Origin of the sequence: Tundrisphaera macrotermitis, from assembly GCF_051175315.1 — a bacterium.
Taxonomy (GTDB): Bacteria; Planctomycetota; Planctomycetia; order Isosphaerales; family Isosphaeraceae; genus Tundrisphaera.
Genome location: NZ_CP195100.1, coordinates 5,551,364 through 5,577,146, shown reverse-complemented (window position 1 = coordinate 5,577,146; position 25,783 = coordinate 5,551,364). Strand labels below are relative to the sequence as shown.

Genomic DNA, 25,783 nt, shown 5'->3' with positions numbered 1-25,783 from the left:
TTCGACCGAGGCCCGGAGAGACCGCCCGTCATGGCCAAGAAGAAAGCCCAGCCGCCCGACGAGTCGCCCAAGCGTCGGGGCCGCGCCAAGTCCGATCCCTCGCAGCCCCAGCCCGATCCGCCGGCCCCCACCCCGGCCGAGCTCCGCGAGCTGGAATCCCTCTTCAGCAACCTGCTCGGCGGCGCCTCGGTGGGGGAAAGCCCGCCGAGCCCGGCCGAATCCCTGCTCGCCGAGGCCTTCCAGGCCGCCACGCCGGCCAAGCAGAATGCGCTGGCCAAGAAGGCGATCGCCAAGGATCCCGACTGCGCCGAGGCCTACACCCTGCTCGCCGAGAATGCCAGGGACCGCAAGCAGGCGCTGGCCTACCTGGAGCAGGCGCTGGCCGCGGCGGAGCGGGCCCTGGGTCCGGAGGTCTTCAAGACCAAAGAGGGGCGGTTCTGGGAGATCCGGGAGACGCGGACCTACATGCAGGCCCGGCAGGCGCTGGCCGAGGCCCTCTGGACCTCAGGCCGTCGCGACGAGGCCGCCGAGCACCTGCTGGCGATGATCCGCCTCAACCCGAACGACAACCAGGGGGTCCGGTATGCCCTGGCTTCCTGGCTGATCAACCTGGACCGGCTCGACGACCTCGACGCGCTGCTGGAGCGGTTCCGCGAGGAAGACTCGGCCACCCTGGGCTTCACCCGGGCCTTGCTGGCGTTCCGCCGCCAGGGGGACACGCCCGCCGCCCGCAAGCTGCTCCGCGCCGCCAAGAAGGGGAACAAGTTCGTCCCGGACTACCTGCTCGGCGAGAAGACGCTGCCCGCCGAGCCGCCCCAGGTCTACAGCCCGGGCGGGGAGGACGAGGCGATCCTCTACGTCGGCAATCACCTCGGGGCGTGGAAGGCGACGCCCGGGGCGATCTCCTGGGCCCGGGCCACGCTCAAGCCCGCCCGGAAGAAGGCCGCGAAGCCCCCGGCCGCCGAGGGGCCGACGCCCCGCGACCGGGCCAAGCTGCTCGAACTCCCGGAAGAATACGACATCTGGCAGGTCGATTTCCGCCAGTTCGCCCGGCGGATCGAGGTGGCCGGGGAGCGGATCCGCCCGTGGATGATGCTGGTGGCCAGCCGGACCAACAGCCTGGTCCTGGCCCATGACCTGGCCGAGCAGTTGCCCACCCCCGCCGAGCTTTGGGACCTGGTCGCCTCGGCGATCCGCAAGCCGTTCGCCGGCGAGCCCCACCGCCCGGCCGGGCTCGAAGTCCGCACCCACCCCCAGTGGGACGCCCTGGAGAACCAGTTCGAGGCCATCGGCGTGGAGGTGGTGACGGTCCCGGAACTCGACCAGATCGACCTCCTGTTCGACGACCTCACCCGGCACCTGGCCGGCGCCGAGCCGCCGGGCATCCTCGACATGCCCGGCGTGAAGCCGGAGCAGGTGGCCCGGTTGTTCCAGGCCGCCGCCTCGTTCTATCGCCGGGCGCCGTGGCGGTCCCTGGGCTACGAGGCCGTAATCCGTGTGGAGTGCGACCGCTACGAGAGCGGGCCCTGGTTCGCGGTGGTCATGGGCCAGTCCGGGCTCACCCTGGGCGTGGCGCTCTACGAAGACCTCAAGCTGCTCCAGAAGATGTGGTCGGGCAAGCTTTCCGACGAAGAAGGGGCGCGGAAGACCGTCGCCCTCACCGTCACCTTCGACGACGAGTCCAGCCTCCCCGAGGCCGACCTGGAAGCGATCGAGGCCCACGATTTCGAGATCGCCGCCCCCGAGGCCTACCCGTCGGTGTTCCGCAAGGAGCGCGGGCTCTCGATGCGCCCCCCGCTGTCGTGGGAGATCGACCTCCTGGACGCCTGCCTCCGCGCCCTGCCCGACTTCATCGCCCGCCGCCGGTCCGACGACCCGACGCGGGAACTCGTCCCCGTCCTCGGCACCCCCGGCCCCATCGAACTCGGATTGTCGTGGGTCCCCGAGTCCAACTGATCCCCGAGAGGACGCCCAGCGACCCGCTTATGCGCATCGATCGGATCGAACTCAAGCTCGTCCGCGTGCCCCTGGCGCGGACCTTCCGCACCAGCTCCAGCACCAAGGATCACATCGATCACATCCTGGTCCGGGTCGTCGCCGACGACGGCTCCGAAGGCTGGGGCGAATGTGCCAGCCCGTACGATCCCTATTACTGCCCCGAGACGACCGGCACCTGCTGGCACCTGCTCGAAGACTTCCTCGGCCCGCTGGTCCTGGGCAAGGAGTGGGGGACGATCGACGAGTTCGTCTCCCTGTATCGCCTGGTGAAGGGGAACAACTTCGCCAAGGCCGGCCTGGAGATGGCCTGTTGGGACGTGCTGGCCACCCGGGCCGGGAAGCCCCTGGCCTCGCTGCTCGGCGGGACCCGGACGGAGATCCTGTCGGGCGTGAGCCTGGGGATCGAGCGCGACCTGGATTCGCTCCACGAGCAGATCGACCGCTTCCTGGATGAAGGCTACCGGCGGATCAAGCTCAAGATCGCCCCCGGCTGGGACGTCGAGGTCGTCCGCGCCGTGCGGGAACGCCACCCCGGCATCGCGCTCCAGGTGGACGCGAACTCGGCCTACACCCTGGCCGACGTCGATCGCCTCAAGGCCCTCGACGAGTTCGACCTGCTGCTGATCGAACAGCCGCTGTCCCACGACGATATCATCGACCATGCCCGGCTCCAGGCCGAGCTGCGGACCCCGGTCTGCCTGGACGAGAGCATCCACTCGGCCGAGGACGCCCGGAAGGCGATCGACCTGGGCGCCTGCCGGATCATCAACATCAAGGTCAGCCGCGTGGGGGGCCTCCGCGAGGCCAAGAAGGTCCACGACCTCTGTCTGGATCGCGGGATCCCGGTCTGGTGCGGCGGGATGCACGAGTTCGGCATCGGCCGGGCGGCCAACGTTGCCATCGCCAGCCTGCCCGGTTTCACCCTGCCGGGCGACGTGTCGGGCTCGGACAAGTATTACCGCGAGGACCTGGTCGAGCCCGCCATCGTCGCCGTCCACGGCGCCGTGGCCGTCCCGACGACCCCCGGGCTGGGCCATCGCCCCGTGCTCGATCGGATCGCCCGCCACACCCTCAAGGAGGCGACCCTGGTCGCCGCGAAGGCCTGACCCATGGGCGATCGGGACATCCTCAACGACTTCCGTTCCCACCAGGCGGAATGGCTCGCCTCGCTGGCCGGCCTGGTGACGCACGAGTCGCCGAGCCGGGACAAGCCGAGCCTGGACGCGCTGGCCGTCACCCTGGCCGCCCGGTTCGCGGCGATCGGCGGGTCCGTGGCGATCGAGGAGAATGCGGACGGCGGCGATCACGTCCGCGTCCGGTTCTTCGACCACGTCTCGGGCAAGAAGCCGGCCCTGCTGCTCGCCCACTACGACACCGTCTGGCCGCTCGGGACGCTGGCGACCATGCCCTTCCGCCTGGAAGGGGGCAAGGCCCACGGCCCCGGCGTGTTCGACATGAAGGCCAGCATCATCCTGGCCGAGATGGCGATCGACGCCCTCCGGAGGTTCGGGATCACGCCCCCCCGGCCGGTCGAATTCCTGATCACCTCCGACGAGGAGATCGGCAGCCCGACCTCGCGGGCCCTGATCGAGGCCCGCGCCCGCGAGGCACAGCACGTCCTCGTCCTGGAGCCGCCGCTGGCCGACGGCTCGCTCAAGACGGCCCGCAAGGGGGTCGGCGGGTTCACCGTCGAGGTGGAGGGCAGGGCGGCGCACGCGGGGGTCGAGCCCGAGAAGGGGATCGACGCCATCCGCGAAATGGCCGGGCAGATCCTCCGGATCCACGAGCTGGCGGACCCCGCCGAGGGGACGACCGTCAACGTCGGCGAGCTTCGCGGCGGCACCACCTCCAACGTCGTCCCGGCGCACGCCTGGGCCAAGGTGGATGTCCGGGCCAAAACCCTGGCGGAAGCCCGGCGGATCGAAGCGGCCATGCTCGGCCTCACGCCGATCCATCCCGGGGCCCGGCTCACGATCCGGGGCGGGTTCAATCGCCCGCCCATGGAGCGGACGCCCGCCGTGGCCGACCTGTTCGCACGCGCCCGGGCCTGCGGGCTGAAGCTCGGCCTCGACCTGGGGGAAGGGGCGACCGGCGGCGGCAGCGACGGCAACTTCACCGCCGCGCTCGGCGTGCCGACCATCGACGGATTGGGCGTCCATGGGGCCGGGGCCCACGCGTCCCACGAGCACATCGTCGTCGAATCGCTGGCCGAACGGGCCGCATTGCTGGCCATGCTCCTGACGGACCTTTGAACCGAGCCGACCGCCATGACCGACGAGATCACCATCCGCCGCGCCGAGACCCTGGACGACTACCGCGCCTGCCAGCACGCGCAGAAGGTGGCCTGGGGGATCACCGATGAGAGTTACCTGATCCCGCTGGCGACCATGGTCGGCGTCCAGCATCACGGCGGCCTGGTCCTCGGTGCGTTCGACGCCTCCGGGGCCATCCTCGGCGTCTCGTTCGCCTTCCTCGGCCGGATCCACGGCCGCTTCTGCCTCTATTCCCAGTTGACGGGGGTCGTCCCGGGCCAGCAGGGGAAGGGGATCGGCAACCGGCTCAAGCAGTATCAGCGCGAGTTCGCCCGATCCGAGGGGCTGGATAGCCTCGCCTGGTCGTTCGACCCGCTCCAGGCGGGCAACGCCCGGTTCAACCTCCACCACCTGGGCGCGACCTCGTCCCGGTTCATCGAGGACATGTACGGCCGACGCACCGATGCGCTCAACGCGGACACCCCGACCGACCGCCTGATCGCCGAATGGCCGGCCGTGCCCGACCCGTCCCCCCGGCCCGAGCTTCCCGGGATCGACGACCTGCCCCGGCTGATCCGGACCAGGATCGACGAGGCCGGTTCCCCCATCCCGGAGGGCGCGATCCCCGCGGCCGACCTCGGGCCGGTTGCCTTGCTGGAGATCCCGGCGGACATCACGTCCCTCCGCCGCGACGATCCTACGCGGGCCGCCGCCTGGACCTCGGCCCTCCGGGCCGCCTTCCCCGACGCCTTCGCACGGGGCTACCGGGCCGAGGGGTTCCACCGCGACGGGGACCGGGGCTTCTACGTCCTCCGCCGCTGACTCCGGTCCATTTTGGGACGCGACCGGGTGGCCTTCCCGATGCAACCCGATAGGATGGGTCGATCCGGCTCGATCGAGCACGAATCCCGTGGGGAGCATCGCGTGAAGACCCGACCGCTGGGCCGGACCGGCCTGCACCTGCCCGTTCTCAGCTTCGGCGCGTCGTCGCTCGGCCAGGAGTTCCGGTCGGTCGACGTCGGCGAAGCGTTGCAGTCGGTCCGCACCGCGCTCGACCTGGGGATGAACTTCATCGATACCTCGCCGTTCTACGGGCGGGGGATGAGCGAATGCCTCCTGGGCGTGGCCCTACGCGGCGTCCCCCGGGACAGCTACCTGCTGGGCACCAAGCTCGGCCGGTACGACCTGGCCCACTTCGACTTCTCGCCCCGGCGGGTCGTGGAGAGCGTCGACGTCAGCCTGCACCGGATGGGCGTGGATCACCTCGACATCCTCCTCTGCCACGACATCGAGTTCGTCGACGTCGACCAGGTGATCGAGGAGACGATCCCCGCCCTCCGCCGGATCCAGGCGGCGGGCAAGGCGCGGTTCATCGGCGTCAGCGGGTATCCGATGGCGATGTTCCGCCACGTCCTGGAGCGGGTCGACCTCGACGTGATCCTGTCGTACAACCACTACACGCTCCAGAACACGATGCTCCTGGACCTGATCCCGACGCTCCAGGCCAGGAGGGTCGGGATCATGAACGCGGCCCCCTTCTCGGCCCGGTTGCTGACGAATGGCGAGCTGCCCCCCTGGCACAAGGCCACGCCGGAGGTCCGGGAGATCGCCGGCCGGGCCGCGAAGCATTGCGCGGCGAACGGCGTCGACATCGCCCAGCTCGCCTTGCAGTATTCGATCGCCAACGAGGACCTGGCCACCTGCATCGTCGGCTCGGCCAACCCGGCCAACGTCCGCAAGTGGGCCGAGTGGGCGGAGATGCCGATCGACCAATCCCTGCTCGTCGAGGTCCTGCGGATCCTCGAACCGATCCACGACTGGCGATACATCGAGGGGCGTCCCGAGAACAACGACCCGCCCTGGGAGGCGGCCCGATGAAAGCGCTCCTGCTGGAAAAGCCCGGCGACTTCCGCGTGATCGAGGCCGAGACGCCGGCCCCCCCCGGCCCGGGCGAAGCCCTGGTGCGGGTCCACCGGATCGGCATCTGCGGGACCGACATCAGCGGCTACCTGGGGAAGATGCCGTTCTTCCGCTACCCCCGGATCCCGGGCCACGAGCTGGGCGTGGAGGTCTTGGAGGTCGGCCCGGGGGTCACCCACGTCGCGCCCGGCGACCGCTGCTCGGTCGAGCCCTACATCAACGACCCGGACAGCTACGCGAGCCGGCGCGGGCATCCGAACTGCTGCGAGAAGCTGGAAGTCCTCGGCGTCCACCGCGACGGCGGGATGCGTCCCATGTTCACGCTACCGGCGCGGAAGCTGCACCCGTCCGGCAGGCTCGCGTTCGATCAACTGGCGTTGGTCGAGACGCTGGCCATCGGCTGCCATGCCGTCGATCGGGGCTGCCCGAAGGCGGACGAGACGTGCCTGGTGATCGGCGCCGGCCCGATCGGCCTGGCCACGCTCGAATTCGTGAAGCTGTCCGGGGCCACGCCGCTCGTCCTGGACGTGAACGAGGCCCGGCTCGAATTCTGCCGCACGACGATGGGCATCACCCGGACGATCCTGGCCTCGGAGAACACCGACTCCGACCTCCTGGCCGCGACCGACGGCCACGGGCCCGACGTCGTCATCGACGCCACCGGCTCGGCGGCCTCGATGTCGGCGGCCTTCGGCCGGATCGCCCCCGGCGGTCGCCTGGTCTATGTCGGCATCACCACCGACGAGGTCCGGTTCCGCCACCCGATCTTCCACCGGCCCGAAGGGACGCTGCTCTGCTCGCGGAACGCCCTGCCGCGCGACTTCACCCGGATCATCGGCCTGATCGAGGATGGCCGGATCGACACCGGCCCCTGGATCACCCACCGGACCCGGTTCGATGACCTGCCCGGGGTGTTCCACGACTACACCCGCCCCGAGACCGGCGTCATCAAGGCCGTGGTCGAAGTCGGTTGATCCATCGTTCCATGAAGGGCAGCCCAGGACTCGGGGGGACGCGATGAGCCGATGGCCAATGATTCTCGCTGTCCTGGCCTCGGCCGTTTCCCCCGGCTCGGCCCAGGATCACTTGACCCCCGATCGGGCGGCCTATTTCCATGCCGCTGAGTACCCGAAGCCTTATCTCCTCAAGGTCGGCCACGTCTTCTCCCAGGCCTTCGAGGATGGCGTCGCCCTCAGGGCCATCACGCTCCACTCGCGCCGTATCGTGGACGGGGAGGTTTGCGTCGGTATCACCATGAAAGAGGGCCAGGCCGAGGCGTTTCTCCTCGAACCGACATCGAGCCTGCTGCTCAGTCAGAGCCTTGAAGACTGTCGCGACTCGATCGACGCCCATAAAGAGGATGGCACCGCGGTGCCCAGGCACTTGCTCGATCGCCTGGAATACCTCACGAAGAAGAAGGCGGAGGATTTCCGCAAGATCAAGGCGACGCGTCGAAGCCGGCCGGTCCCGGGCCCGCTCGCGGATGAGATCAGGTCGCTCTGGGAACGGATGCTGTTGGAGACGAAGCATCCCAAGACGCCGGGTCGCGGCCTGGATGGGATCACTTATTACTTTTCGGCATGGGTCCGGGGATATGGGGAAATCAGCGGGCAGGTTTGGTCGCCGAAGGAAGGCTCGAAGGCGGAGAAGCTGACCCGACTCGCCAAGGCGATCGGGGACTATGCCGGGGGCAAGATAGAGTTGAGGCAGTTGCAGGAATCGAGCGCGCAGGCCAGGGCCGCCATCCTCTCGGACCCGGCCGCGCCGACACCCTCGCCCCGGCCCTCGGTCCAATAAATCTCGACGGAGTCCATGAACGATGTCCAGCGTCGAAGCCCAACCCGCCGATGACTCCCCCTGCGTCCCCCTCGGCCTGAGCCCGAGCTTCGGCTTCGGCGACCGCCTCGGGCTGGCCACGCCCGGCCATGTGGAGGCGATGCGGAGGGCCGGGGCGGGCATCGAGCCGATCTTCCCCCAGCAGTCGATCCGCGAGATGTCGCGCACCCAGCGCACGCCCCGGCAGGTGATGGACGACGCCCTCCTGAGCGCCCGCCATGCCGGTTGGTCGGGCCGGATCGGGGCCGACGCCGACCACCTCAAGACCGACTCGGATGCCGACGCCACGGCCGCCGTCGGCTTCACCTTCTTCACCATCGACCCGTCCGAGCACGTCGACCCCCAGGCCCACATCTACGACGAGTCCACCCTCCGTTCCAGGACATCGGGCCTCGCCGAGGAAATCGGCTGGCTCGGCTATCGCGGCAAGTCGATCACCCTGGGGACCGGCACCTCGATCGACTTCGACGAGGAGTCGATCCTCCGGGCGACCGCCAAGTACGGCCGGGCCGTGGAGCACGCCATCGCGCTGGCCGACCACATCAAGAAGGCCTGCGACGCCCGGGGGGCCGGGCACGAGATCGAGCTTTCGGTGGACGAGACCGAGCATCCGACCACGCTCGCCGAGCACTTCCTGATCGCCGACCGCTGCCTCGGGGCCGGGATGAAGCTGGTGAGCCTGGCTTCCCGGTTCGTCGGCGACTTCGAGAAGGGGGTGGACTTCAAGGGGGACCTCGCCGCCCTGGAACGCTCGCTCCACGACCACGCCGCGATCGCCGCCCAGCTCGGCCCGTACAAGCTCAGCCTCCATTCCGGGTCGGACAAGCTGTCGATCTACCCGGCCCTGGCCCGGGCCACCCGGGGGATGTTCCACGTCAAGACGGCCGGGACCAGCTACCTGGAAGCCCTGCGTGTGGTCGCCCGCCGCGAGCCGGACCTGTTCCGCCGGGTGATCGAGTTCGCCCGGAACCACTACGACGCCGACCGGGCGACCTACCACGTCTCGGCGACCCGCGAGGCCTCGCCCGACCCGTGGACGATCGCCGATGAACGCGACCTGGAACGGCTCTACCTCGGCCTGTGGGACGAGACCCCGGCCGGGCTGGGCTTCACCCAGCCGAACCGCCAGATCCTCCATTGCACGTTCGGCTCGACCCTGACCGACGCCACGCTCGGGGCGGAGGTCCGGGGCGTCGTCCACCAGTATGTGGACGACTACACCGAGATCCTCGCCGACCACTTCGCCCGCCATCTGGACGCCCTCCGCGCAGGCCTGTGAATTTCGAGACCCCTCCCTCAAGGAATCGCCGCGATGCCCGCGAGTTTTCTGGATCAACTGTTCGGCATGGATGGCCAGGTGGCCGTGGTGATCGGCGGCACGGGGGTCCTGGGCGGCGCCCTGGCCCTGGGACTGGCGAAGGCCGGGGCCACCGCGATCGTGGCCGGCCGCGACCCCGAGAAGGGGGCGGCCCGCGTCGCCGAGATCTCCGAGGCCGGCGGCAAGGGGGCCTTCCTCTCGGTCGACGTGATGGATCGGGCCTCGATCGCCGGACTGCTCGCCCGGACGATCGCCGAGCATGGCCGGGTGGACATGGTCATCAACGGGGCGGGGGTCAACAGCGCCAGCGCCTATCTGGATGCCAAGGATGAGGACTGGGACCGCGTGATCACCAGCAACCTCAAGGCGGTCCACTGGGGGTGCCAGATCTTCGGCGGCCACATGGCCCAGCACGGCGGGGGGTCGATCGTGAACATCGCCAGCGTGTCGGCCCACCTGCCGCTGTCCCGGGTGTTCGCCTACTCGGCCTCCAAGGCGGCCGTGGTGAACCTCACCCAGAACGTGGCCCGCGAGTTTGCCCCGATGGGGGTCCGGGTCAACGCGCTCTGCCCCGGCTTCTTCCCGGCCGAGCAGAACCGCAAGATCCTCGATGCGTCGCGGGTCGAGAAAATTATGGCCGGCACGCCCATGAACCGCTTCGGCGAGCCCGAGGAACTGGTCGGTGCCACCCTGCTGATGCTTTCCAAGAACGCCGGGAGCTTCATCACCGGGGCGACCTACTACGTCGATGGCGGCTTCACGGCCATGCGCCTCTGATCCCGACCGAACCACCGGAGGCCCTGCCGTGATCCGATCCGCCGTGACGGTCAGCCTGGTCGAGGAGGCTCGGGGCGGCCCGTTCGTCTTCTGGCACGACCTGCCCGCCGCCTGCGCCAAGGCCCAGGCGGTCGGCTTCGATGCCATCGAGCTGTTCCCGCCCGGCCCGGATGCGGTCGATCCCTCGCGGCTCCGGCTCCAGCTCAACGACCACGGGCTGGGCCTGGCGGCGGTGGGGACCGGGGCCGGGTGGGTCAAGCATCGGCTCCACCTGACGCACCCCGACCCGGCCGTCCGGGCGGAGGCCCGCGCCTTCATCCGCTCGATCATCGACTTCGCCGGCTCGCTCCACGCGCCGGCAATCATCGGGTCGATGCAGGGCCGGTCCGGCCCGGAGGTCCCGCGCCCCACCGCCCTGGGTTATCTGGCCGATGCCCTCGAGGAGTTGGGGGTGCACGCGAAGCAGTACAACGTCCCGCTGCTCTACGAGCCCCTGAATCGGTACGAGACCGACCTGGCGGTGACCCTCGACGCCGGGGCCTCGCTGCTGGGCTCGCTGTCCACCGGCAACGTCCTTCTCCTGGCCGACCTGTTCCACATGAACATCGAGGAGACGGACCTGGCCGACGCGATCCTGTCGTGCGGGCCGAAGATCGGCCACGTCCACTTCGTCGACTCGCACCGGCGGCCAGCCGGGACCGGCCACCTCGACTTCCCGACGATCGCCTCGGCCCTGGTCGACATCGGTTATTCGGGCTATGCTTCGGCCGAAGCCTTCCCGCTGCCGAGCCCGGAAGCGGCCGCCGAGCAGACGATGGTGGCCTTTCGCCGCTTCTTCGGACCCTGATCCCCGGGACGCCCATGCTCACGCACCGCCTGCTCGTCCATCCCAAGATCAACGAGGTGATCGGCCGCGCCGGGCACCACGCCCAGATCCTGATCGCCGACGGCAACTACCCGGCGTCGACCAAGAAGGGGCCGAATGCCGAGGTCGTCTGCCTGAACCTGATGCCCGGGGTCGTGACCTGCGCCCAGGTGCTCCGGGCGATCCTGTCGGCCGCGCCGATCGACGCGATCCGGACCATGAACTACGAGACCACCGGCCCCTATGCCCTGACTGAAGACCCTCCGGTCTGGGACGAGTACCGCGGGGTAATCGCCGAATCCGGCACGCCGCTCGCCCTCGAACCGATCGAGAAGTGGGACTTCTACAAGGCCGTCGAGACCCCCGACCACGTCCTCACCATCCAGACCGCCGACCAGCAGCGCTTCGCCAACGTGCTGCTGTCGATCGGCGTGCGCATGGACTGAGCCCGCACCATCATGCCCATCACCATCGACGCCCACCACCACCTCTGGCAGCTGGGCCAGCCCTTCGACCACCTCTGGCTCGACGCCCCCGACAAGGCGCCGATCCGCCGCGACGTCCTGCCCGAGCACCTGGAGCCCTTGCTCCGGGCCAACGGCATCGACGCCTCGATCATCGTCCAGACCCAGCACGACATCGAGGAGAACCGCTGGGCGCTGATCCACGCGGATAATCACTCGTTCATCTGCGGGGTGGTCGGCTGGGTCGACCTGGCCTCCGACAAGTGCGAGGAGCAGGTCGACTTCTTCAAGTATCACCCCAAGTTCGTCGGCGTCCGCCACCTCGTGCAGGATGAGCCGGACGACGACTTCCTGGTCCGCCCCGAGATCGTCCGGGGCCTGAAGGTCCTGGCCAAGCACGAGATGCCGTTCGACCTGCTGGTCTATCCCCGGCACCTCCGCCACGTCCCGACCCTGGCCCGGGAGATACCGACCCTGCCGATGGTGATCGACCACCTGGGCAAGCCCGACATCAAGGGCCGGGGCTTCGAGGCCTGGGCCGGCGACTTCCGCGCGGCCGCCACCTTCCCCAACGTCCACTGCAAGCTGTCGGGGATGGCGACCGAGGCGGACTGGTCGTCCTGGACGGCCGCCGACCTCAAGCCCTACGTGCAGACCGCCCTGGAAGCCTTCACGCCGGATCGGCTGATGTTCGGCTCCGACTGGCCGGTCTGCGAGCTGGCGGGATCCTACGAGCGGATCAAGCGGGCCCTCGAAGAGGCCCTCGGGCCGCTGGGCGACGGCGAGCGCGCGGCCATCTTCGGGGAGACGGCCCGGAAGTTCTACGACCCTTATCTCGACGGCTGAGCGGGCTCAATCCCGGCCGCGCACCGCGCGGTCGATGTCGCGCTTGGCGTCCTTGGTCTTGAGGGCCTGGCGCTTGTCGTAGAGCTTGCGGCCGCGGGCGATGCAGATCTCGACCTTGGCGATCCCGTTCTTGAAGTAGACCTGGAGCGGGACCATCGTCAGCCCGCGCTCGGAGATCCGGGCGCCGATGCGGTCGATCTCCTGGCGGTGGAGCAGGAGCTTCCGCTTCCGCTTCGGCTTGTGGTTCATCTTGTTGGCCTGGACGTACTCGGGGATGTCGCTCCCGATCAGCCAGGCCTCATCCTTGTCGATGTCCACGTAGGCTTCTTCGAGGCTGGCCTTGCCGGTGCGGAGGCTCTTGACCTCGGTCCCGGTCAGGACGATGCCGGCCTCCGCGACCTCCAGGATGTCGTACTCGAATTTCGCCCGACGGTTCCGGGCGACGACCAGCCGGCCATCTTTGTCGGTCGCGTCCTTCTTCGTCGCCTTGCCGGATTTCGCCATCGTCGGGAGACTCTTGAACGACACGGTGCGGATGACATTCCCCGGGAAACCGCCCGGTCGACCGCGTGCCGGGGAGGGCCCTCCATCATACACCCAACTCGCCCGCGACCAACGCGCCCTGTCGGGAATCGGGCGGACGGCCGCGGGGCCGCCCGCCCGACCAAGCTCGGTGGCGGCTCAGCGAGAGGCGGCCGCGGCGGCCGGCAGCTTGGCCTTGGGCGCGGTGGTGATCGGGAAGTCGTCTGTGCGGAACGGGGTGGCGGGCAGTCCCTCCTTGTTCCACAGGTTCACGACCGGGAAGTTGGCCCATCCGTACCGGACGGCGACCGGGTGCGACACCTTGTCGCTATGAACGACCACGGTGTCGCCCTTGATCTCGGCCTCGGCGTTGACGAACTTGCGGTCCTCGCCGGCGATGGCGAAGCCGGTGAGCGGCCCGCCCTTGGCGACGAGCCCGCCGCCGACGTGCTTGAACCGGAGGATGGCGCGGTCGCCTTCCACGGTCATGCCGTCATAGACCGGGCCCGAGCCGACGATCGGCTCGCCGTAGGCGATCATCCGCGCGGCCAGGGCCAGGCGGGCGCCGACCGGCTCCTTCTTGGTCGGGTGGATGTCGTCTTCCTCGCCGACGTCGGTGATCACGGCCATGCCGGTCTTCGGCAGGGTCTGGGCGGTGAGCAGCTGGGCCTCGCGGAGTTCCGCCCAGTCGCTGTCGCCCGGCTCGGTGACGATCTTCTTGAACGGGGCGAGCTGGACCATGAAGAACGGGAAATCCCCCTGCTTCCAGGCGTTCCGCCACGACTTGATCATGGCCGGCATCAGCGTCCGGTACTGGAAGGCGCGGCCGGCGTTCGATTCGCCCTGATACCAGATGGCGCCCTTGATCGCATAGGGTTCGAGCGGGGCGATCATCGCGTTATACAAAGCGGTGGGCCGATGCGGGTTGTTCAGTCCGACGGGGGCCGGCGGGATCGGCTTCTTGGCCTCCTTGGCGGCGGCGGCGGCCTCCTTGTGCTTCTCGACCGCGGCCTTGTAGTCCGCCTCGGAGAACTTGGCGACGTAGGCGTCGTGGTCGTCGAGGATCGACTTGAGATCGGGCTCGGCGCCGTACTGGTCGCGGCTGGTCCAGGCCTCGGCGGGCGTGCCGCCCCAGGAGGTGTGGATCATGCCGATCGGCACGTCAAGCGCCTTGCGGAGGTCGCGGCCGAAGAAGTAGCCCACCGCCGAGAACGTCGGGACCGTGTCCGGGCCGCTGGCCAGCCAGACGCCCTTCTGCCCCTTGGGGTCGACGGCCACGGTGTCCAGCGGCGTCATCGAGATCGCCTTCTGGACCGTGAACAGGCGATACTTGCCGTCGGCGGACTTGGCGGCGGCCTCCTTGAACTCGGCGGCCCGGTTGAGGGGCCATTCCATGTTCGACTGGCCGCTGCAGATCCAGACGTCGCCGACCAGGACGTCGGGGACTTCCACGGTGTTCTTGCCGGCGATGGTGAGCGTATACGGGCCGCCGACCTTCAGCTCGGCCAGCTTGACCATCCACTTGCCGTCCTTGTCGGCGGTGGCGGTGGCCGACTGGTCCTGGACCTTCACGGTCACGGACTCGCCGGGATCGGCGGTCCCCCAGACCGGCACCGGCATCCCGCGCTGGAGGACGGCCCCCTCCGAGAACAGCGGGTTGGGCTTCACGTCGGCCCGGGCCGGGGCGGTCAGCCCCGCGAGGACCGGCACGGCGATCCACCAGCGTCGCGTCGCAATCTTCATCGATGACCCTCCCGACGCCCGGCCCGCGTCGGCGCGGGGCGCCTGGGGTCCGGTCGTCGTCGCGTTGGGGAGAACAAAGGCGGGCGGGCCGGCCATCCCGATCAGGGGGATCGCCGGCGACCGGGCCATGATCGGCGAGCCCCGGGCCGATTTCCAGGGCCGAGGGGAAAATCGCCCGACGATCCCGGGCGGCCCCCCGACCTAATGCTTCAGGTTGTGGTCGAAGAACCGGCCGACCGCCGCGACGTAGCGGGCCGGGTCGCGGCGATAGGCGCCGACGTGGGGGACGCCCGGGAGCATGATCGTCTCGCACGAGGTCCCGGCCACGCGGGCGATCTGGCGGGCCTGGGCCACCGGCACGATGGTGTCGGCCTCGCCGTGGATCAGGAGCATCGGCCGGCCGCCCCAGCGACGGGCCGAGATCAGGGGGATCAGGTCGTCGGTCCTCACCCCGAAGGCGACGCGGGCCGCCAGCAGGATCCCCGGGTTGAACAGGCGGGGCAGGTGGCTGTGCCGGGTCAACTGGTCGCGGAGCAGTTCGGGCAGGTTGCCGAACGGGCTGTCGAGCACCGCCACCCGGATCCCCTCGTTGCGGGCCGCCTCCATCAGCAGCGTCGAGGCCCCCATCGACTGGCCCAGCCAGCCGATCCGGTCGGCCGGATAGCCGGCCCGGGTCGCCCAGGCCTGCACGGCCCGGATGTCCTCGCGCTCGCGACGCCCCATGAACAGGCGCGAGGGGTCGCTCTCGCCGTGGCCCCGCAGGTCGAACAGGAGGACATCATAGCCCCGGGCCCGGAGGTCGCTGGCCAGGTTGGCCATATTGTCCCGCGACCCGCCCATCCCGTGGACCAGGACGATCAGGCGACGATGGATGTCGGTCGGGCAGTACCAGCCCCGGAGCGTGATCCCGTCGGCGGTCCGGGTCGACCATTCCCTCGTCCCCGCGCCGATCTGGGCGGCCGCGAAGCTGGAGTGCCGGTTCCGGGTCCGGGTCAGGACGTCGGCGGCCAGCAGCGAGATGGCCCCATAGCCCAGGACCGCCAGCAACGTCAGGGCCGCGCCCGCGCGGATGAGCCTCCGCTTCCCCGGCCTTCTCGGCATCGCCATCGGCATCCCTCCCCGTGCTTCGGGCCGCCGTCCGCGCGGGACGACCGGATCGAGGTCACATCGTCGGCTCTCCGCAGGAGATCGCCGGCGCGATCGCGGGTCGCGGGCCGTCCGCTTCGGGCGCGGACTTGGTCGCCTCGATGCGAGCCGTGTGGGTCTTGCCCCATTCGCAGAGCGGCCGGAGCGCCTCGGCGAGCGTGATCCCGAAGGGGGTGATCGCGTATTCGACGCGGGGCGGGACCTCGCGGAAATCCTCGCGCGACACCACCCCGTCGGCCTCCAGCTCTCGCAGTTGCTGGATCAGCATCTTTTCGTTGATCCCCGCCACCCGCCGCCGCAGCTCGCCGAACCGGAGCCGGCCCTGCGACAGGTTCCACAGGACCAGCACCTTCCACTTGCCGCCCACGACGGCCAGCGCCGCCTCGATTCCGCATCCGAACCGGACCGGCTTTCGCATCGTGCCCCTCCGCGGCGTCGCCCACTGACAAAAAGGTAAGCACTTGGCCGGCGGAAAACCAGCCCTATGATCCCGGGGTCGCGGCGAATGGCGGTTCCCGATGGGGAGGGTGGATCGATGGGAAAGCTCGAAGGCAAGGTGGCGGTGGTGACCGGCGGCAACGGAGGGATCGGGCTGGCGACGGCCCTCCGATTCGCCCGCGAAGGGGCGAAGGTCGTCGTCACGGGGCGGAGGCAGGGAGAACTCGACGCGGCCGTGGAGCAGATCGGCCACGGGGCCATCGGCGTCCGGGGGGATGTCGCCAATCTCGCGGACCTGGACCGGCTCTACGCGACGGTCCGGGAGAAGCATGGGCGGGTCGACATCGTGTTCGCCAACGCCGGGATCTTCGAGATGGCGCCCCTGGAAGCGGCGACCGAGGAGCAATTCGACCGGCAGTTCGACATTAACGTGAAGGGCCTGTTCTTCACGGTCCAGAAGGCGCTGCCGCTGCTCGCGGACGGCGGGTCGATCATCCTCAACGCCTCGATCGTCGGCGTGAAGGGCTTCGAGGGTTCGAGCATCTACAGCGCGACCAAGGCGGCCGTCCGCTCGTTCGCCCGCACCTGGACCTCGGACCTCAAGGCCCGCAAGATCCGGGTCAACGCCCTGAGCCCCGGGCCGATCCACACGCCGGGGTTCGACGACCTGGCCGGGAAGTCGGGCGACGTCGATCAGGTCAAGCAGGGCTACGCGTCCCTGGTCCCGCTGGGCCGGATGGGGGATGCCGACGAGATCGCCAAGGCGGCCGTCTTCCTGGCCTCCGACGACAGCAGCTTCGTGGCGGGGATCGACCTGTTCGTCGACGGCGGGACCGCGCAGGTCTGATCGGCGGCCGAGGGTAATCGGCCGATGGACTTCCCCCGGATCCGGCACGAACGGGGTTCAGCGGGCCCTCCCGATCGTGATCGGGAGGCCGCATCCGCCGTCGACCTCGGAATCCATGCCCAGGAAGGCGGACGTGAGGGCCAGGGCGCGGTGCACGTTGGGGGACGAGGCCGGCACCTGGGGAGCCGCCTGGGGCTCGGGCAAGGCCGGGAAAAACGAAGCCAATTCCCCCGCCGGCATCGACGCCTCGGCGGGCGTGCTGGCGACGGCCTTGGAGGCTCTCAGCTCCTCGACGGCGGCCCGCCCGGCCTCGGCCCGCATCCGGCGCAACTCTCTGAGGGCGGCCAGGAAGCTGCGTTCCGAGGCCGCCTCGTACTTGCGGGCCAGGATCGCCTCCCTGGAGGCGTCGAACAGCGCCCGGTTGGCCGCCTCGGCCCGCAGCGTCCGCGCGTTGCCGGCGTAGCGATCATCGGAGGCCATGAAGGCCCGGGTCGCCTCGCGGACGTGGCGGGACAGGGCGGCCGACTCCTGCACGACGGCGCGGTCCATCCGCACGGAATGCACCGCCATCCGCCGGACCAGCACGTCGCCCACCTCCCCTTCGGGCTTCAATTCGGCGCGGAACGCTTCGGTGAGGCGCTCGACCTCGGCGGCGTCCTCGGCCGGCAGGACGATCCCGGCCCCGGTCATCCCGTGCTTGAGCGCGTTCGACCGGGACCGGGCCTTGCCCTCCTCCGAGGTCGGCCCCGTGCCTTTCAGGCTATTTTTGCGGTTGGCCTCGATCTGCGCGGGGGAGGCGGGCATGGGCGGCGTCCTGGTTCGATGGATGTCGGTCGGCGGGTTGGCTCGCCCGATATATTCAGGATCATGACGGCACGTTAATCACACTTTTTTCCCGGATCAGCGAATTTCCTCCGGGCGGACGGCTCGGGCCGTGGAAATGGGCGGGTGGTGCCGGCACAGTCTTGAGTCGCCGCGTGCGATCGAATGGAATGGGACGATCCATCGTGGCCCTCCCTCTCCCGGGGCCCGCTCATCCCTCCTTCGGCCCACCTTCGGGGAGCCCACCTTGAAGTGTCTCGCCCTGTCCATCCTCTCCGCGTTCGTGGCGGCCTCGGCGCCGGCGGCCGGCCAGCAGCCCCCGCGCGAGCCGATCCGGCTGGCCAATCAGCCCACGCTCTCGCCCGACGGATCGACGTTGGCCTTCGCCTGGGGGGGCGACCTGTGGTCGGTCCCGACCGCCGGCGGCAAGGCGAAGCCCCTGACCCGCAGCGCCGCCGTGGATCGCGAGCCCGAGTTCTCGCCCGACGGCAAGACGATCGCCTTCACCAGCGACCGCCAGGGGACATTCCATCCCTACGTGATGCCGGCCGATGGCGGGGTGCCCCGCCAGGTCGGGTTCCATTCCGCCGGGTATGCGGTGGAAGGCTGGTCGTCCGACGGGCGATCGTTGCTGGTCTCGGCCTCGCGCGACCACCACTGGCGGGACGCCGATCGGTTCTTCCTGATCCCGACCGAGGAGCGGTCCGCCGAGATCCCGCTTTTCGACTCCGCCGGCAAGTCCCCGGCGATCTCGCCCGACGGCAAGACCGTCCTGTTCACCCGCGAGGGGACGCAGTGGTGGCGGAAGGGATACAAGGGCTCGCAGGACTCGCAGATCTGGAGTTACGACCGGGAGTCCAAGGCGTTCCAGCAAGTGCTCGCCCCGCCGGGCGGTGCCCTCTTCCCGCTCTGGGGGCCCGAAGGCAAGACGATGTATTATGTGGGCGTCCAGAAAGGGGCGTTCAACCTGTTCGAACGCGACCTGGCCACCAACGCGGATCGGGCCCTGACCGACTTCACCGATGACTCGGTCGTCTATCCGTGCATCAGCCGGGACGGGTCGACGATCGTCTTCCGCCACCTGTTCGACTTCTATCGGGTCCAGCCCGGGAGCAAGACCCCGGCCGAGAAGATCGAGATCTACCGCGAGGCCGACGACTCGCGCGACCCCATCGAGCGCCGGGTGGCTACCACCGCCTCGCAGGTGGCGTTCAGCAAGGATGGGCTGGAGATCGCCTTCATCGCCGGCGGCGACCTGTGGGTGATGGACACCGAGCTGCGCGAGCCGAAGCAGGTCACGAAGACCGCCGAGGAGGAGCGCGACCCGGTCTTCTCCCCCAAGGGGGACGCCATCCTGTTCGTCAGCGACCAGAAGGGTCAGGCGGACATCTGGAAGGCCGAGAAGGGCGACGCCGGCAAGGACTGGTGGCTCAACGCCTCGTTCAAGCTGGAACGGCTCACCGAGGGGCCGGAAGTCGAGGCCGACCTGAAGTGGAGCCCCGACGGCGGCAAGGTCGCGTTCCTCCGCGAGCGCGGCGACCTGTGGATCATGAACCCCGATGGCAAGGACGCGAAACGGCTGTTCGAGTCGTTCGAATCCCCCCGGTTCGACTGGTCGCCCGACGGCACGTGGCTGGTCTACGCCAAGTCCGACGACGACTTCAACAGCGACGTCTGGATCGCCCCGATCGACGGGTCGAAGCCGCCGTTCAACGTCTCGCGGCACCCGGACAACGAGGGCAACCCGGTCTGGTCGCCCGACGGCAAGGTCATCGCGTTCACCGGCCGGCGGATCGACACCGAGGTCGACGTCTACTTCGTCTATCTCCGCGAGGAGGACGAGGACCGGACCGACCGCGACCGCACGCTGGAGAAGGCCATCGAGAAGATGAAGGCCCGCCAGAAGGGCGCCCGGTCCTCGATGGGCCGGGGCGGCCGTCCCGGCGGATCCGCCACGACCAGAGGGGAGGAGGCCCCGGTCGCCCGCGCCGCCGGCGATGATGCGCCGACCCCGGCCGCCCCGGCCGCCGAGGAGCCGAAGAAGGCCGCGGAGGTCGTGATCGACTTCGACCGGCTCCACGAGCGGATCCATCGGGTGTCGATCCCGAACTCGACCGAGAATGGCCTGTTCTGGTCGCCCGACTCCAAGAAGCTCGCCTTCACGGGGACCGTGGAGAGCAGGCCCGGCGTCTACACGATCGAGTTCCCGAGCGAACTTCGCCCCAAGTTGCTGTCCGGCTCGCCCGGGTCGCAGGCCCGCTGGCTCGAATCGAACAACCAGATCGTCTGGCTTTCCGGGGGGATCCCGGCGAGCCTGAACCCCAACGCGGGCGGTGGAAGTGCCGCCCCGGCCCCGCCGACCGCGCCCGTCGCCGGTCGGGGCGGGCGTTTCGGCGGCTCGTCCGATGAGGGGAGCGGGAACCGCGGGGAGACCCAGTATCGGTTCCGGGCCCCGCAGGAGATTTCCTGGCCGGATCGGTATCGCGCCGGGTTCGACCTGGCCTGGCGGACGATGCGGGATCGGTTCTATGACGGAAATCTGGGCAATCGCAACTGGGATGCGATCCGCCGCAAATATTCCGACATGGCGGCCGAGTCGCCCGACCGCGAGAGCTTCGCCACGGTCGTCAACCTCATGCTGGGCGAGTTGAACGGGTCCCACCTCGGGTTCTCGGCGTCGCGCGAGCGCGAGCCCGAGCCGGGCGGCCCCGACCCGACGCCGACGCCCGGGCCTCGGTTCGGGGGCGGTGATGCCCGATGGTCGATCTCCACGCCCCACTTCGGCCTCCGGTTCGAGCCGGAAGGGAAGGGGCCGGGCCTCAAGATCCGCGACGTGATCCCGGGCACGCCCGCCGATCACAAGGGGACCAAGATCCTGGCCGGCGAGACCCTCATGGCCGTGGACGGCACCCCGGTCGACCCGGCGCTCGACCTGACCAGGGTCCTCAACGGCCCGGCCGATCGCGACGTCCGGCTGACGATCCGCAACGCCGAGGGGAAGGACCGCGAGGTCGTGCTCCGGCCGATCTCGTACACGGCCGCCCGGGCGCTCCTGTATGACAAGTGGATCGCCGACAACCGCAAGATGGTCGACCAGCTCTCCGGCGGCAAGCTCGGCTACCTCCACATCCGGGGGATGAACATGCCGAGCTTCTACCAGTTCGAGCAGGACCTGTACGCGGCCGGATCCGGCAAGGACGGGCTGATCGTGGACGTCCGCGAGAACGGCGGCGGCTCGACGGCCGACCACCTGCTCACGGCCCTGACCCAGCCGGCGCACGCCATCACGGTGCCCCGGGGCGGCGGGCCCGGCTATCCCCAGGATCGCCGGATCTACGCCACCTGGACCAAGCCGATCGTCGTCCTGTGCAACCAGAACAGCTTCAGCAACGCCGAGATCTTCTCGCACGCCATCAAGACGCTGAAGCGCGGCCAGCTGGTCGGGGCGCCGACCGCCGGCGGGGTGGTCAGCACCGGGTCGACCGGCATCATGGACCTCGGCTCGCTCCGGCTCCCCACCCGGGGCTGGTTCCTGCCCGATACCGGCGAGGACATGGAGCTGAACGGCGCCGTGCCGCATCACATCGTCTGGCCCGACCCAGCCGACTTCGCCAAGGGTGCCGATCCCCAGATCGCCAAGGGGGTCGAGGTCCTGGCGGCCGACGTGAAGGCCGAGGCCGCAAAGCCCCGGCCCAAGCTCCGCAAGGCCAGCGAACGCGAGGAGAACCGGAGGCCGTCGACCGTCGCGGGCGGCGGGGAATGACGCGTCGGTCGTCGCAAATCCTGCCGGGGGTGATCGCCGTCCTGTCGGCGATCGCCCCCGCGCCAGCCCGCGTCGACGCCGCCGATCGGGTCGACGCGACCACGATGCACCGCAAGCTGATGTGCGGCTACCAGGGCTGGTTCCGCTGCCCGGGCGATCCTGCCGACGAGGGCTGGGTCCACTGGAGCCGCGACACGCGGGCGATCTCGCCTCGGTCGCTGACCTTCGAGATGTGGCCGGACACCTCCGAGCTGACCCCCGAGGAGCGTTACCCCGCGCCCGGCTTCACCCACCCGGACGGCACGCCCGCCGTCCTGTTCAGTTCGGCGAACGCGAAGACGGTCGGGCGCCACTTCCGCTGGATGGAGGAGCACGAGATCGACGGGGTCTTCCTCCAAAGATTTCTGGTCGACCTCCGCCGGGCCTCGACCAACCTCGTCCTCGGGCACGTCCGGGCCTCGGCCGCGGAGACCGGGCGTGCCTATGCGATCGGCTACGACCTGAGCGGGGAACGTCCCGGCCGGATCGTGGACCGCTTGACCGGAGATTGGAAAGCGCTGACCGAGGAACTCAAAGTCACGGGCGATGACCGCTACCTGCAGCACGAAGGGAAGCCGGTCGTCTTCGTCTGGGGGTTCTTCCCCGACCGATTCGAAGCCGGGATCGCCCACCAGATCCTCGACCTGTTCCGGGCCGACGGGCCGTCGCCCGCCTTCGTGATCGGCGGCTGCCCCTGGGACTGGCGACGGGCGAAAGACCCGGAGTGGGCGCGGGCCTTCCGCCGCTTCGGCGCGATCAGCCCCTGGAACGTCGGCAACGTCTCGATCGAGGCGGGGATCAAGCACGCCGCGACGCGGACCTGGAAGGACGACCAGGCCGAGGCCACACGCACCGGCATGGCTTTCCTCCCGGTCATCTATCCCGGCTTCGCCTGGACCCACCTCAAGGGCGAAGCCGCGGCCGGGCAGACGATCCCGCGACGCGATGGGGCCTTCTTCCGCGAGCAGTTCGACGCGGCCTTCGACCTCGGGGTCGACATGGCCTACGTGGCCATGTTCGACGAGGTGGACGAGGGTACGGCGATCTTCAAGGTATCGCCGAGCCCGCCCCGCGAAGGCCGGTTCGCCACCTTCGGCGACCTCCCCGTCGACGCCTACCTGCGGATGACCGGGGAGGCGTCCCGACGGCTCAAGGCTCGCCCCTGATCCGGCGAGGCGAATCGATCAGGGAAATTCCTCGGTGAAATCACAGGGATTTCCGGGCGCCAGACTGGGGCCTTCCGCGTTATTCATGATAGATCGACGCCCGATTTGCTCAGGAGAGCACATCTTTTCGATGCCAGACAAACCGGGGGGAAAGCCTCCCGACGAGCCGCACGCATGAGATCGCCGAATCTCGGGGGGGATTTCGGCGGTCGAGGCGTCGCGGGTGATGACCCGGGCGACCGGTCCCATCACTCTCCGAAGGCCCCGACCGGCTTGCAAAAGCCCGGCCGGGGCTTTTTCTCATTCCGAGGACTTCAGGCCGCTTCGGACGTTGCGTTGCCGCCGTTCTTGAGGGCCTCCCAGTCCTCCCAGGTGTAGAGCACCTCGCGGGCGGATCCGCTCTTGAACTCGCCGACGATGCCGTCCTCGGCCATGAAGTCGATCAATCGAGCGGCGCGGCCGTAGCCGATCTGCATGGCCCGCTGGAGGAGCGAGGTCGAGCCGCGCCCCTCGCGGATCACGATCTCGATGGCCGGTTCGTACAGCTCGTCGCGGGCCTTGATGGCGTCGCGATCCTTGCCGGCACCGCCGCCGACCTGCAATTGGGCCAGTTCCCGGCTGAAGTGCTGGGGGAACTGCGACAGGTACTGGCAGACCCGGTTGACTTCGTTGTCCGAGACGTAGGTGCCCTGGGCCCGGATGATGTTGGACGTGCCCGGGACCAGGAACAGCATGTCGCCGTTGCCCAGCAGCTTGTCGGCCCCCATCTCGTCCAGGACCACGCGGGAGTCGTTGCGGCTGGCCACCTGGAACGCGATTCGCGCCGGGAGGTTGCTCTTGATGAGGCCGGTGATGACGTCCACGGTCGGCTTCTGGGTGGCCAGGATCAGGTGGATGCCGGCGGCCCGGGCCTTCTGCGCCAGGCGGACGATGTGGGTCTCCACCTCCTTGCCCACCTGCGCGATCAGGTCGCCCATCTCGTCGATGATGATGACGATGTAGGGCATGAACAGCGGGATGCGCTTCTGCTCCTCCTCGTCCTCGGGGCGGAGCCGCTCCATGATCTCGTCGGGGGTCAGCTCGTTGTAGCCCTGGATGTTCCGGACCTCGGCGCGGGCCAGGAAGCCGTACCGCTCGTCCATCTTGTCGCACGCCCAGGCCAGCAGCGACTCCGCCTTCTTCTCGTCGGTGACCACCGGGTGCATCAGGTGGGGGATCTTCTTGAACTGCGACAGCTCGACCTTCTTGGGGTCGATCAGGATCATCTGGACTTCTTCGGGGCTCTTGGTCATCAGGATCGAGATGATCATGGCGTTCAGGCAGACCGACTTGCCGGTGCCGGTCCGGCCCGCGATCAGCAGGTGGGGCATGTCCGCGAGGTCGAAGGCCAGGGGGCTCCCCTTGACGTCCTTGCCCAGGAACATGGGGATCCGCAGCTTGTGGAGCCCGCCCTGGACCCCCGAGACGACCTCGCCCAGCCGGACCATCGTGCGGCGATCGTTGGGGACTTCGATCCCCACCGTCGTCTTGTTGGGGATCGGCGAGACGATCCGGATGTTCGGCACCGCCAGGGCGATCGCCAGGTCGTTGGCGACGCTGTTGATCTTGGCGACCCGCAGGCCGGCCTCCAGCTCGATCTCGAACTGGGTGATGACCGGACCGGTATCGATCTGGACCACCCGGACGCTGCATCCGAACTCCAGCAGCGTCTTCTCCAGGAGCAACGCCTTGGCGTGGATCTTCGCCTGATTCTCCTGCACCGGGGCCGCCGAGCTGACCTCCAGGAGTTCGAACGGCGGGAGCTGGAAGCCTTCGCCGACCGGGGCCGGCACCGGGGCCGGGACGGCGCGGGCCGCCGGCCGGGCCGGGACGATCTCGGTGTGTGCCATCGCGGCCGGAGCGGCGACGGCGCGGGCGATCGGCCCGCGATTGACCGGGGGCGGGTCGAGCCGGGCCGCCGCCTTCGTCGCGTAACCGGGCTCGGGGAGCATCAGGGTGGTGCCCACCGCCTCGTGGCCCGCGGGCCTTTCCCCGCCGTGCGCGGGCTCCTTGCCCATCGCCCGGAAGATCTCCTGGATCGGCCACAGGAACAGATATTCGTGGCAGTTCGCCAGCCCCACCAGCCCGATGCCCGAGAGGATCAGGGCGAGCCCGGCCAGGCCGAACTGGCCTTCCAGAAACGCGACCGCCAGGGCCCCCGCGTAGCCGCCGCTGCCGACCACCGCCGAGCGGGGCAGGTCGGGGGCCAGCTTCTGGACGGCCGCGGCCAGGACCAGGAGGACCATCCCCAGGCCGATCAGCCGTTGCGCCGGCTCGGCGACCCGGCGGCGGCGATAAAGCAGCCAGTCCGCGACGAGCAGGGCATACAGGACCAGGAACGACGCCCAGCCGACCGAGGTGAACAGGACGTGGGCGATGGCGGCCCCCACCGGCCCGCAGGGGTTGGTGGCCGGATCGTTGGCCGGGGAGGCGGCCGACCCGGGCGGGTCGGCAGGATCGTATCCGATCAGGCACAGGGCGAGAAAGGACACGGCGAAGAGCAAGGACCCGGCCCATCCGTGCCGGGCCCAGCGTCGACGGTCGAGCATCGGTCATCCTCGGCAACACGCGAGCCCGGCGTCTTCGGGGGCCGCACCCCCGGCCGCCGGTCCTCCGACGACGCCGACTCACCCCTTGCTGATCGGACCAGGAGGCCGCCCAACTTGCACGTTCCCGACGATCGATCCGCCGAGAACGTGCCGGCCCTGCTCATTCTGACGGCTGGGTCAGGTCGACCGTCCCGCCCTCGTCCTCCTCGGTCGGCTCGCCGACCTGGAGGTTGCCGCTGAGGTCCAGGAAGATCTTGTCCTGCATGATCTCCTGGATCACGATCGCCATCTTCTCCAGGCCGCGGCCGTCGATCAGCGGCCGGGACCCCTGATTCAGGGCGATCATCCGCTTCTGGATCAGGGTCGACAGCTTGAACCGGCCGCCCACCTTGTTGACGATGTACTCTTCCTTCAATTCTTCGAGCATGGCGAG

At 69.4% G+C, this 25,783-nt stretch carries 22 protein-coding genes; 15 read left to right on the top strand and 7 right to left on the bottom strand.

Translation table 11 applies throughout. From position 1 onward, the window contains the following. Positions 1-30: 30 nt before the first annotated feature. The 12 genes from TA3x_RS22625 (at position 31) to TA3x_RS22570 (ending at position 12,276) form a co-directional block, all read left to right on the top strand. The gene (locus tag TA3x_RS22625) at positions 31-1,956 is read left to right on the top strand and encodes a DUF7309 domain-containing protein (protein ID WP_435016942.1); all 1,926 of its coding nucleotides are present in this window, start codon (positions 31-33) and stop codon (positions 1,954-1,956) included. 29 nt (positions 1,957-1,985) lie between these two features. Further along, positions 1,986-3,104, top strand: a complete 1,119-nt coding sequence (menC, locus tag TA3x_RS22620) for an o-succinylbenzoate synthase (protein ID WP_435016941.1) — start codon at positions 1,986-1,988, stop codon at positions 3,102-3,104. 3 nt (positions 3,105-3,107) lie between these two features. Next, positions 3,108-4,250 (top strand): M20 family metallopeptidase, encoded by a 1,143-nt coding sequence (locus TA3x_RS22615; protein ID WP_435016940.1) that lies wholly within the window; start codon positions 3,108-3,110, stop codon positions 4,248-4,250. Between the two features lie 15 nt (positions 4,251-4,265). Continuing rightward, positions 4,266-5,072, top strand: coding sequence for a hypothetical protein (locus TA3x_RS22610; RefSeq protein ID WP_435016939.1), 807 nt, complete (start codon positions 4,266-4,268; stop codon positions 5,070-5,072). Positions 5,073-5,174: 102 nt separating this feature from the next. Further along, positions 5,175-6,128, top strand: coding sequence for an aldo/keto reductase (locus TA3x_RS22605; RefSeq protein WP_435016938.1), 954 nt, complete (start codon positions 5,175-5,177; stop codon positions 6,126-6,128). Then, on the top strand, positions 6,125-7,144 hold the full coding sequence (locus tag TA3x_RS22600) for a zinc-binding alcohol dehydrogenase family protein (protein WP_435016937.1): 1,020 nt from the start codon (positions 6,125-6,127) through the stop codon (positions 7,142-7,144). Before TA3x_RS22605 ends, TA3x_RS22600 begins: the two co-directional genes overlap by 4 nt. Positions 7,145-7,202: 58 nt before the next feature. Beyond that, positions 7,203-7,967 carry a hypothetical protein gene (locus TA3x_RS22595; protein ID WP_435016936.1) on the top strand — a complete coding sequence of 255 codons (765 nt, stop codon included), beginning with the start codon at positions 7,203-7,205 and terminating at the stop codon, positions 7,965-7,967. Between the two features lie 22 nt (positions 7,968-7,989). Continuing rightward, positions 7,990-9,285, top strand: coding sequence for a tagaturonate epimerase family protein (locus TA3x_RS22590; RefSeq protein WP_435016935.1), 1,296 nt, complete (start codon positions 7,990-7,992; stop codon positions 9,283-9,285). Between the two features lie 33 nt (positions 9,286-9,318). Further along, positions 9,319-10,101, top strand: coding sequence for an SDR family oxidoreductase (locus TA3x_RS22585; protein WP_435016934.1), 783 nt, complete (start codon positions 9,319-9,321; stop codon positions 10,099-10,101). Positions 10,102-10,129: 28 nt separating this feature from the next. After that, complete coding sequence (locus tag TA3x_RS22580; RefSeq protein WP_435016933.1) at positions 10,130-10,948, top strand: TIM barrel protein; 819 nt, start codon at positions 10,130-10,132, stop codon at positions 10,946-10,948. A gap of 14 nt (positions 10,949-10,962) precedes the next feature. Then, complete coding sequence (locus TA3x_RS22575) at positions 10,963-11,412, top strand: RbsD/FucU family protein (RefSeq protein WP_435016932.1); 450 nt, start codon at positions 10,963-10,965, stop codon at positions 11,410-11,412. A gap of 12 nt (positions 11,413-11,424) precedes the next feature. After that, positions 11,425-12,276 (top strand): amidohydrolase family protein, encoded by an 852-nt coding sequence (locus tag TA3x_RS22570; protein WP_435016931.1) that lies wholly within the window; start codon positions 11,425-11,427, stop codon positions 12,274-12,276. Between the two features lie 6 nt (positions 12,277-12,282). On the opposite strand, the gene smpB is transcribed toward TA3x_RS22570, so the two are convergent. The 4 genes from smpB to TA3x_RS22550 form a co-directional block, all read right to left on the bottom strand. Then, positions 12,283-12,780, bottom strand: coding sequence for an SsrA-binding protein SmpB (smpB, locus tag TA3x_RS22565; protein WP_435016930.1), 498 nt, complete (start codon positions 12,778-12,780; stop codon positions 12,283-12,285). A 177-nt stretch (positions 12,781-12,957) separates the two neighbouring features. After that, a complete protein-coding gene (locus tag TA3x_RS22560) occupies positions 12,958-14,541 on the bottom strand; it encodes a sialate O-acetylesterase (RefSeq protein ID WP_435016929.1) in 1,584 nt (527 codons plus the stop codon). A gap of 201 nt (positions 14,542-14,742) precedes the next feature. Next, positions 14,743-15,648 (bottom strand): alpha/beta hydrolase, encoded by a 906-nt coding sequence (locus tag TA3x_RS22555; RefSeq protein ID WP_435016928.1) that lies wholly within the window; start codon positions 15,646-15,648, stop codon positions 14,743-14,745. Between the two features lie 55 nt (positions 15,649-15,703). After that, the gene (locus TA3x_RS22550) at positions 15,704-16,105 is read right to left on the bottom strand and encodes a winged helix-turn-helix transcriptional regulator (protein WP_435016927.1); all 402 of its coding nucleotides are present in this window, start codon (positions 16,103-16,105) and stop codon (positions 15,704-15,706) included. 117 nt (positions 16,106-16,222) lie between these two features. On the opposite strand from TA3x_RS22550, the gene TA3x_RS22545 reads away from it, so the two are divergent. Further along, on the top strand, positions 16,223-16,972 hold the full coding sequence (locus tag TA3x_RS22545) for a glucose 1-dehydrogenase (protein ID WP_435016926.1): 750 nt from the start codon (positions 16,223-16,225) through the stop codon (positions 16,970-16,972). A 57-nt stretch (positions 16,973-17,029) separates the two neighbouring features. Here the strand turns inward: TA3x_RS22545 and TA3x_RS22540 are convergent, their stop codons facing one another. Beyond that, on the bottom strand, positions 17,030-17,776 hold the full coding sequence (locus TA3x_RS22540; RefSeq protein WP_435016925.1) for a hypothetical protein: 747 nt from the start codon (positions 17,774-17,776) through the stop codon (positions 17,030-17,032). A 265-nt stretch (positions 17,777-18,041) separates the two neighbouring features. On the opposite strand from TA3x_RS22540, the gene TA3x_RS22535 reads away from it, so the two are divergent. Continuing rightward, positions 18,042-21,557, top strand: a complete 3,516-nt coding sequence (locus TA3x_RS22535) for a S41 family peptidase (protein ID WP_435016924.1) — start codon at positions 18,042-18,044, stop codon at positions 21,555-21,557. Beyond that, entirely contained in the window at positions 21,554-22,762 is a 1,209-nt protein-coding gene (locus tag TA3x_RS22530) for a glycoside hydrolase family 71/99-like protein (RefSeq protein WP_435016923.1), read from the top strand. The genes TA3x_RS22535 and TA3x_RS22530 overlap by 4 nt, the downstream gene beginning before the upstream one ends. Positions 22,763-23,076: 314 nt before the next feature. Here the strand turns inward: TA3x_RS22530 and TA3x_RS22525 are convergent, their stop codons facing one another. Then, complete coding sequence (locus TA3x_RS22525) at positions 23,077-25,350, bottom strand: DNA translocase FtsK (RefSeq protein WP_435016922.1); 2,274 nt, start codon at positions 25,348-25,350, stop codon at positions 23,077-23,079. A gap of 160 nt (positions 25,351-25,510) precedes the next feature. Then, positions 25,511-25,777 (bottom strand): DNA-directed RNA polymerase subunit omega, encoded by a 267-nt coding sequence (locus tag TA3x_RS22520; protein ID WP_435016921.1) that lies wholly within the window; start codon positions 25,775-25,777, stop codon positions 25,511-25,513. Between the last annotated feature and the right edge of the window lie 6 nt (positions 25,778-25,783).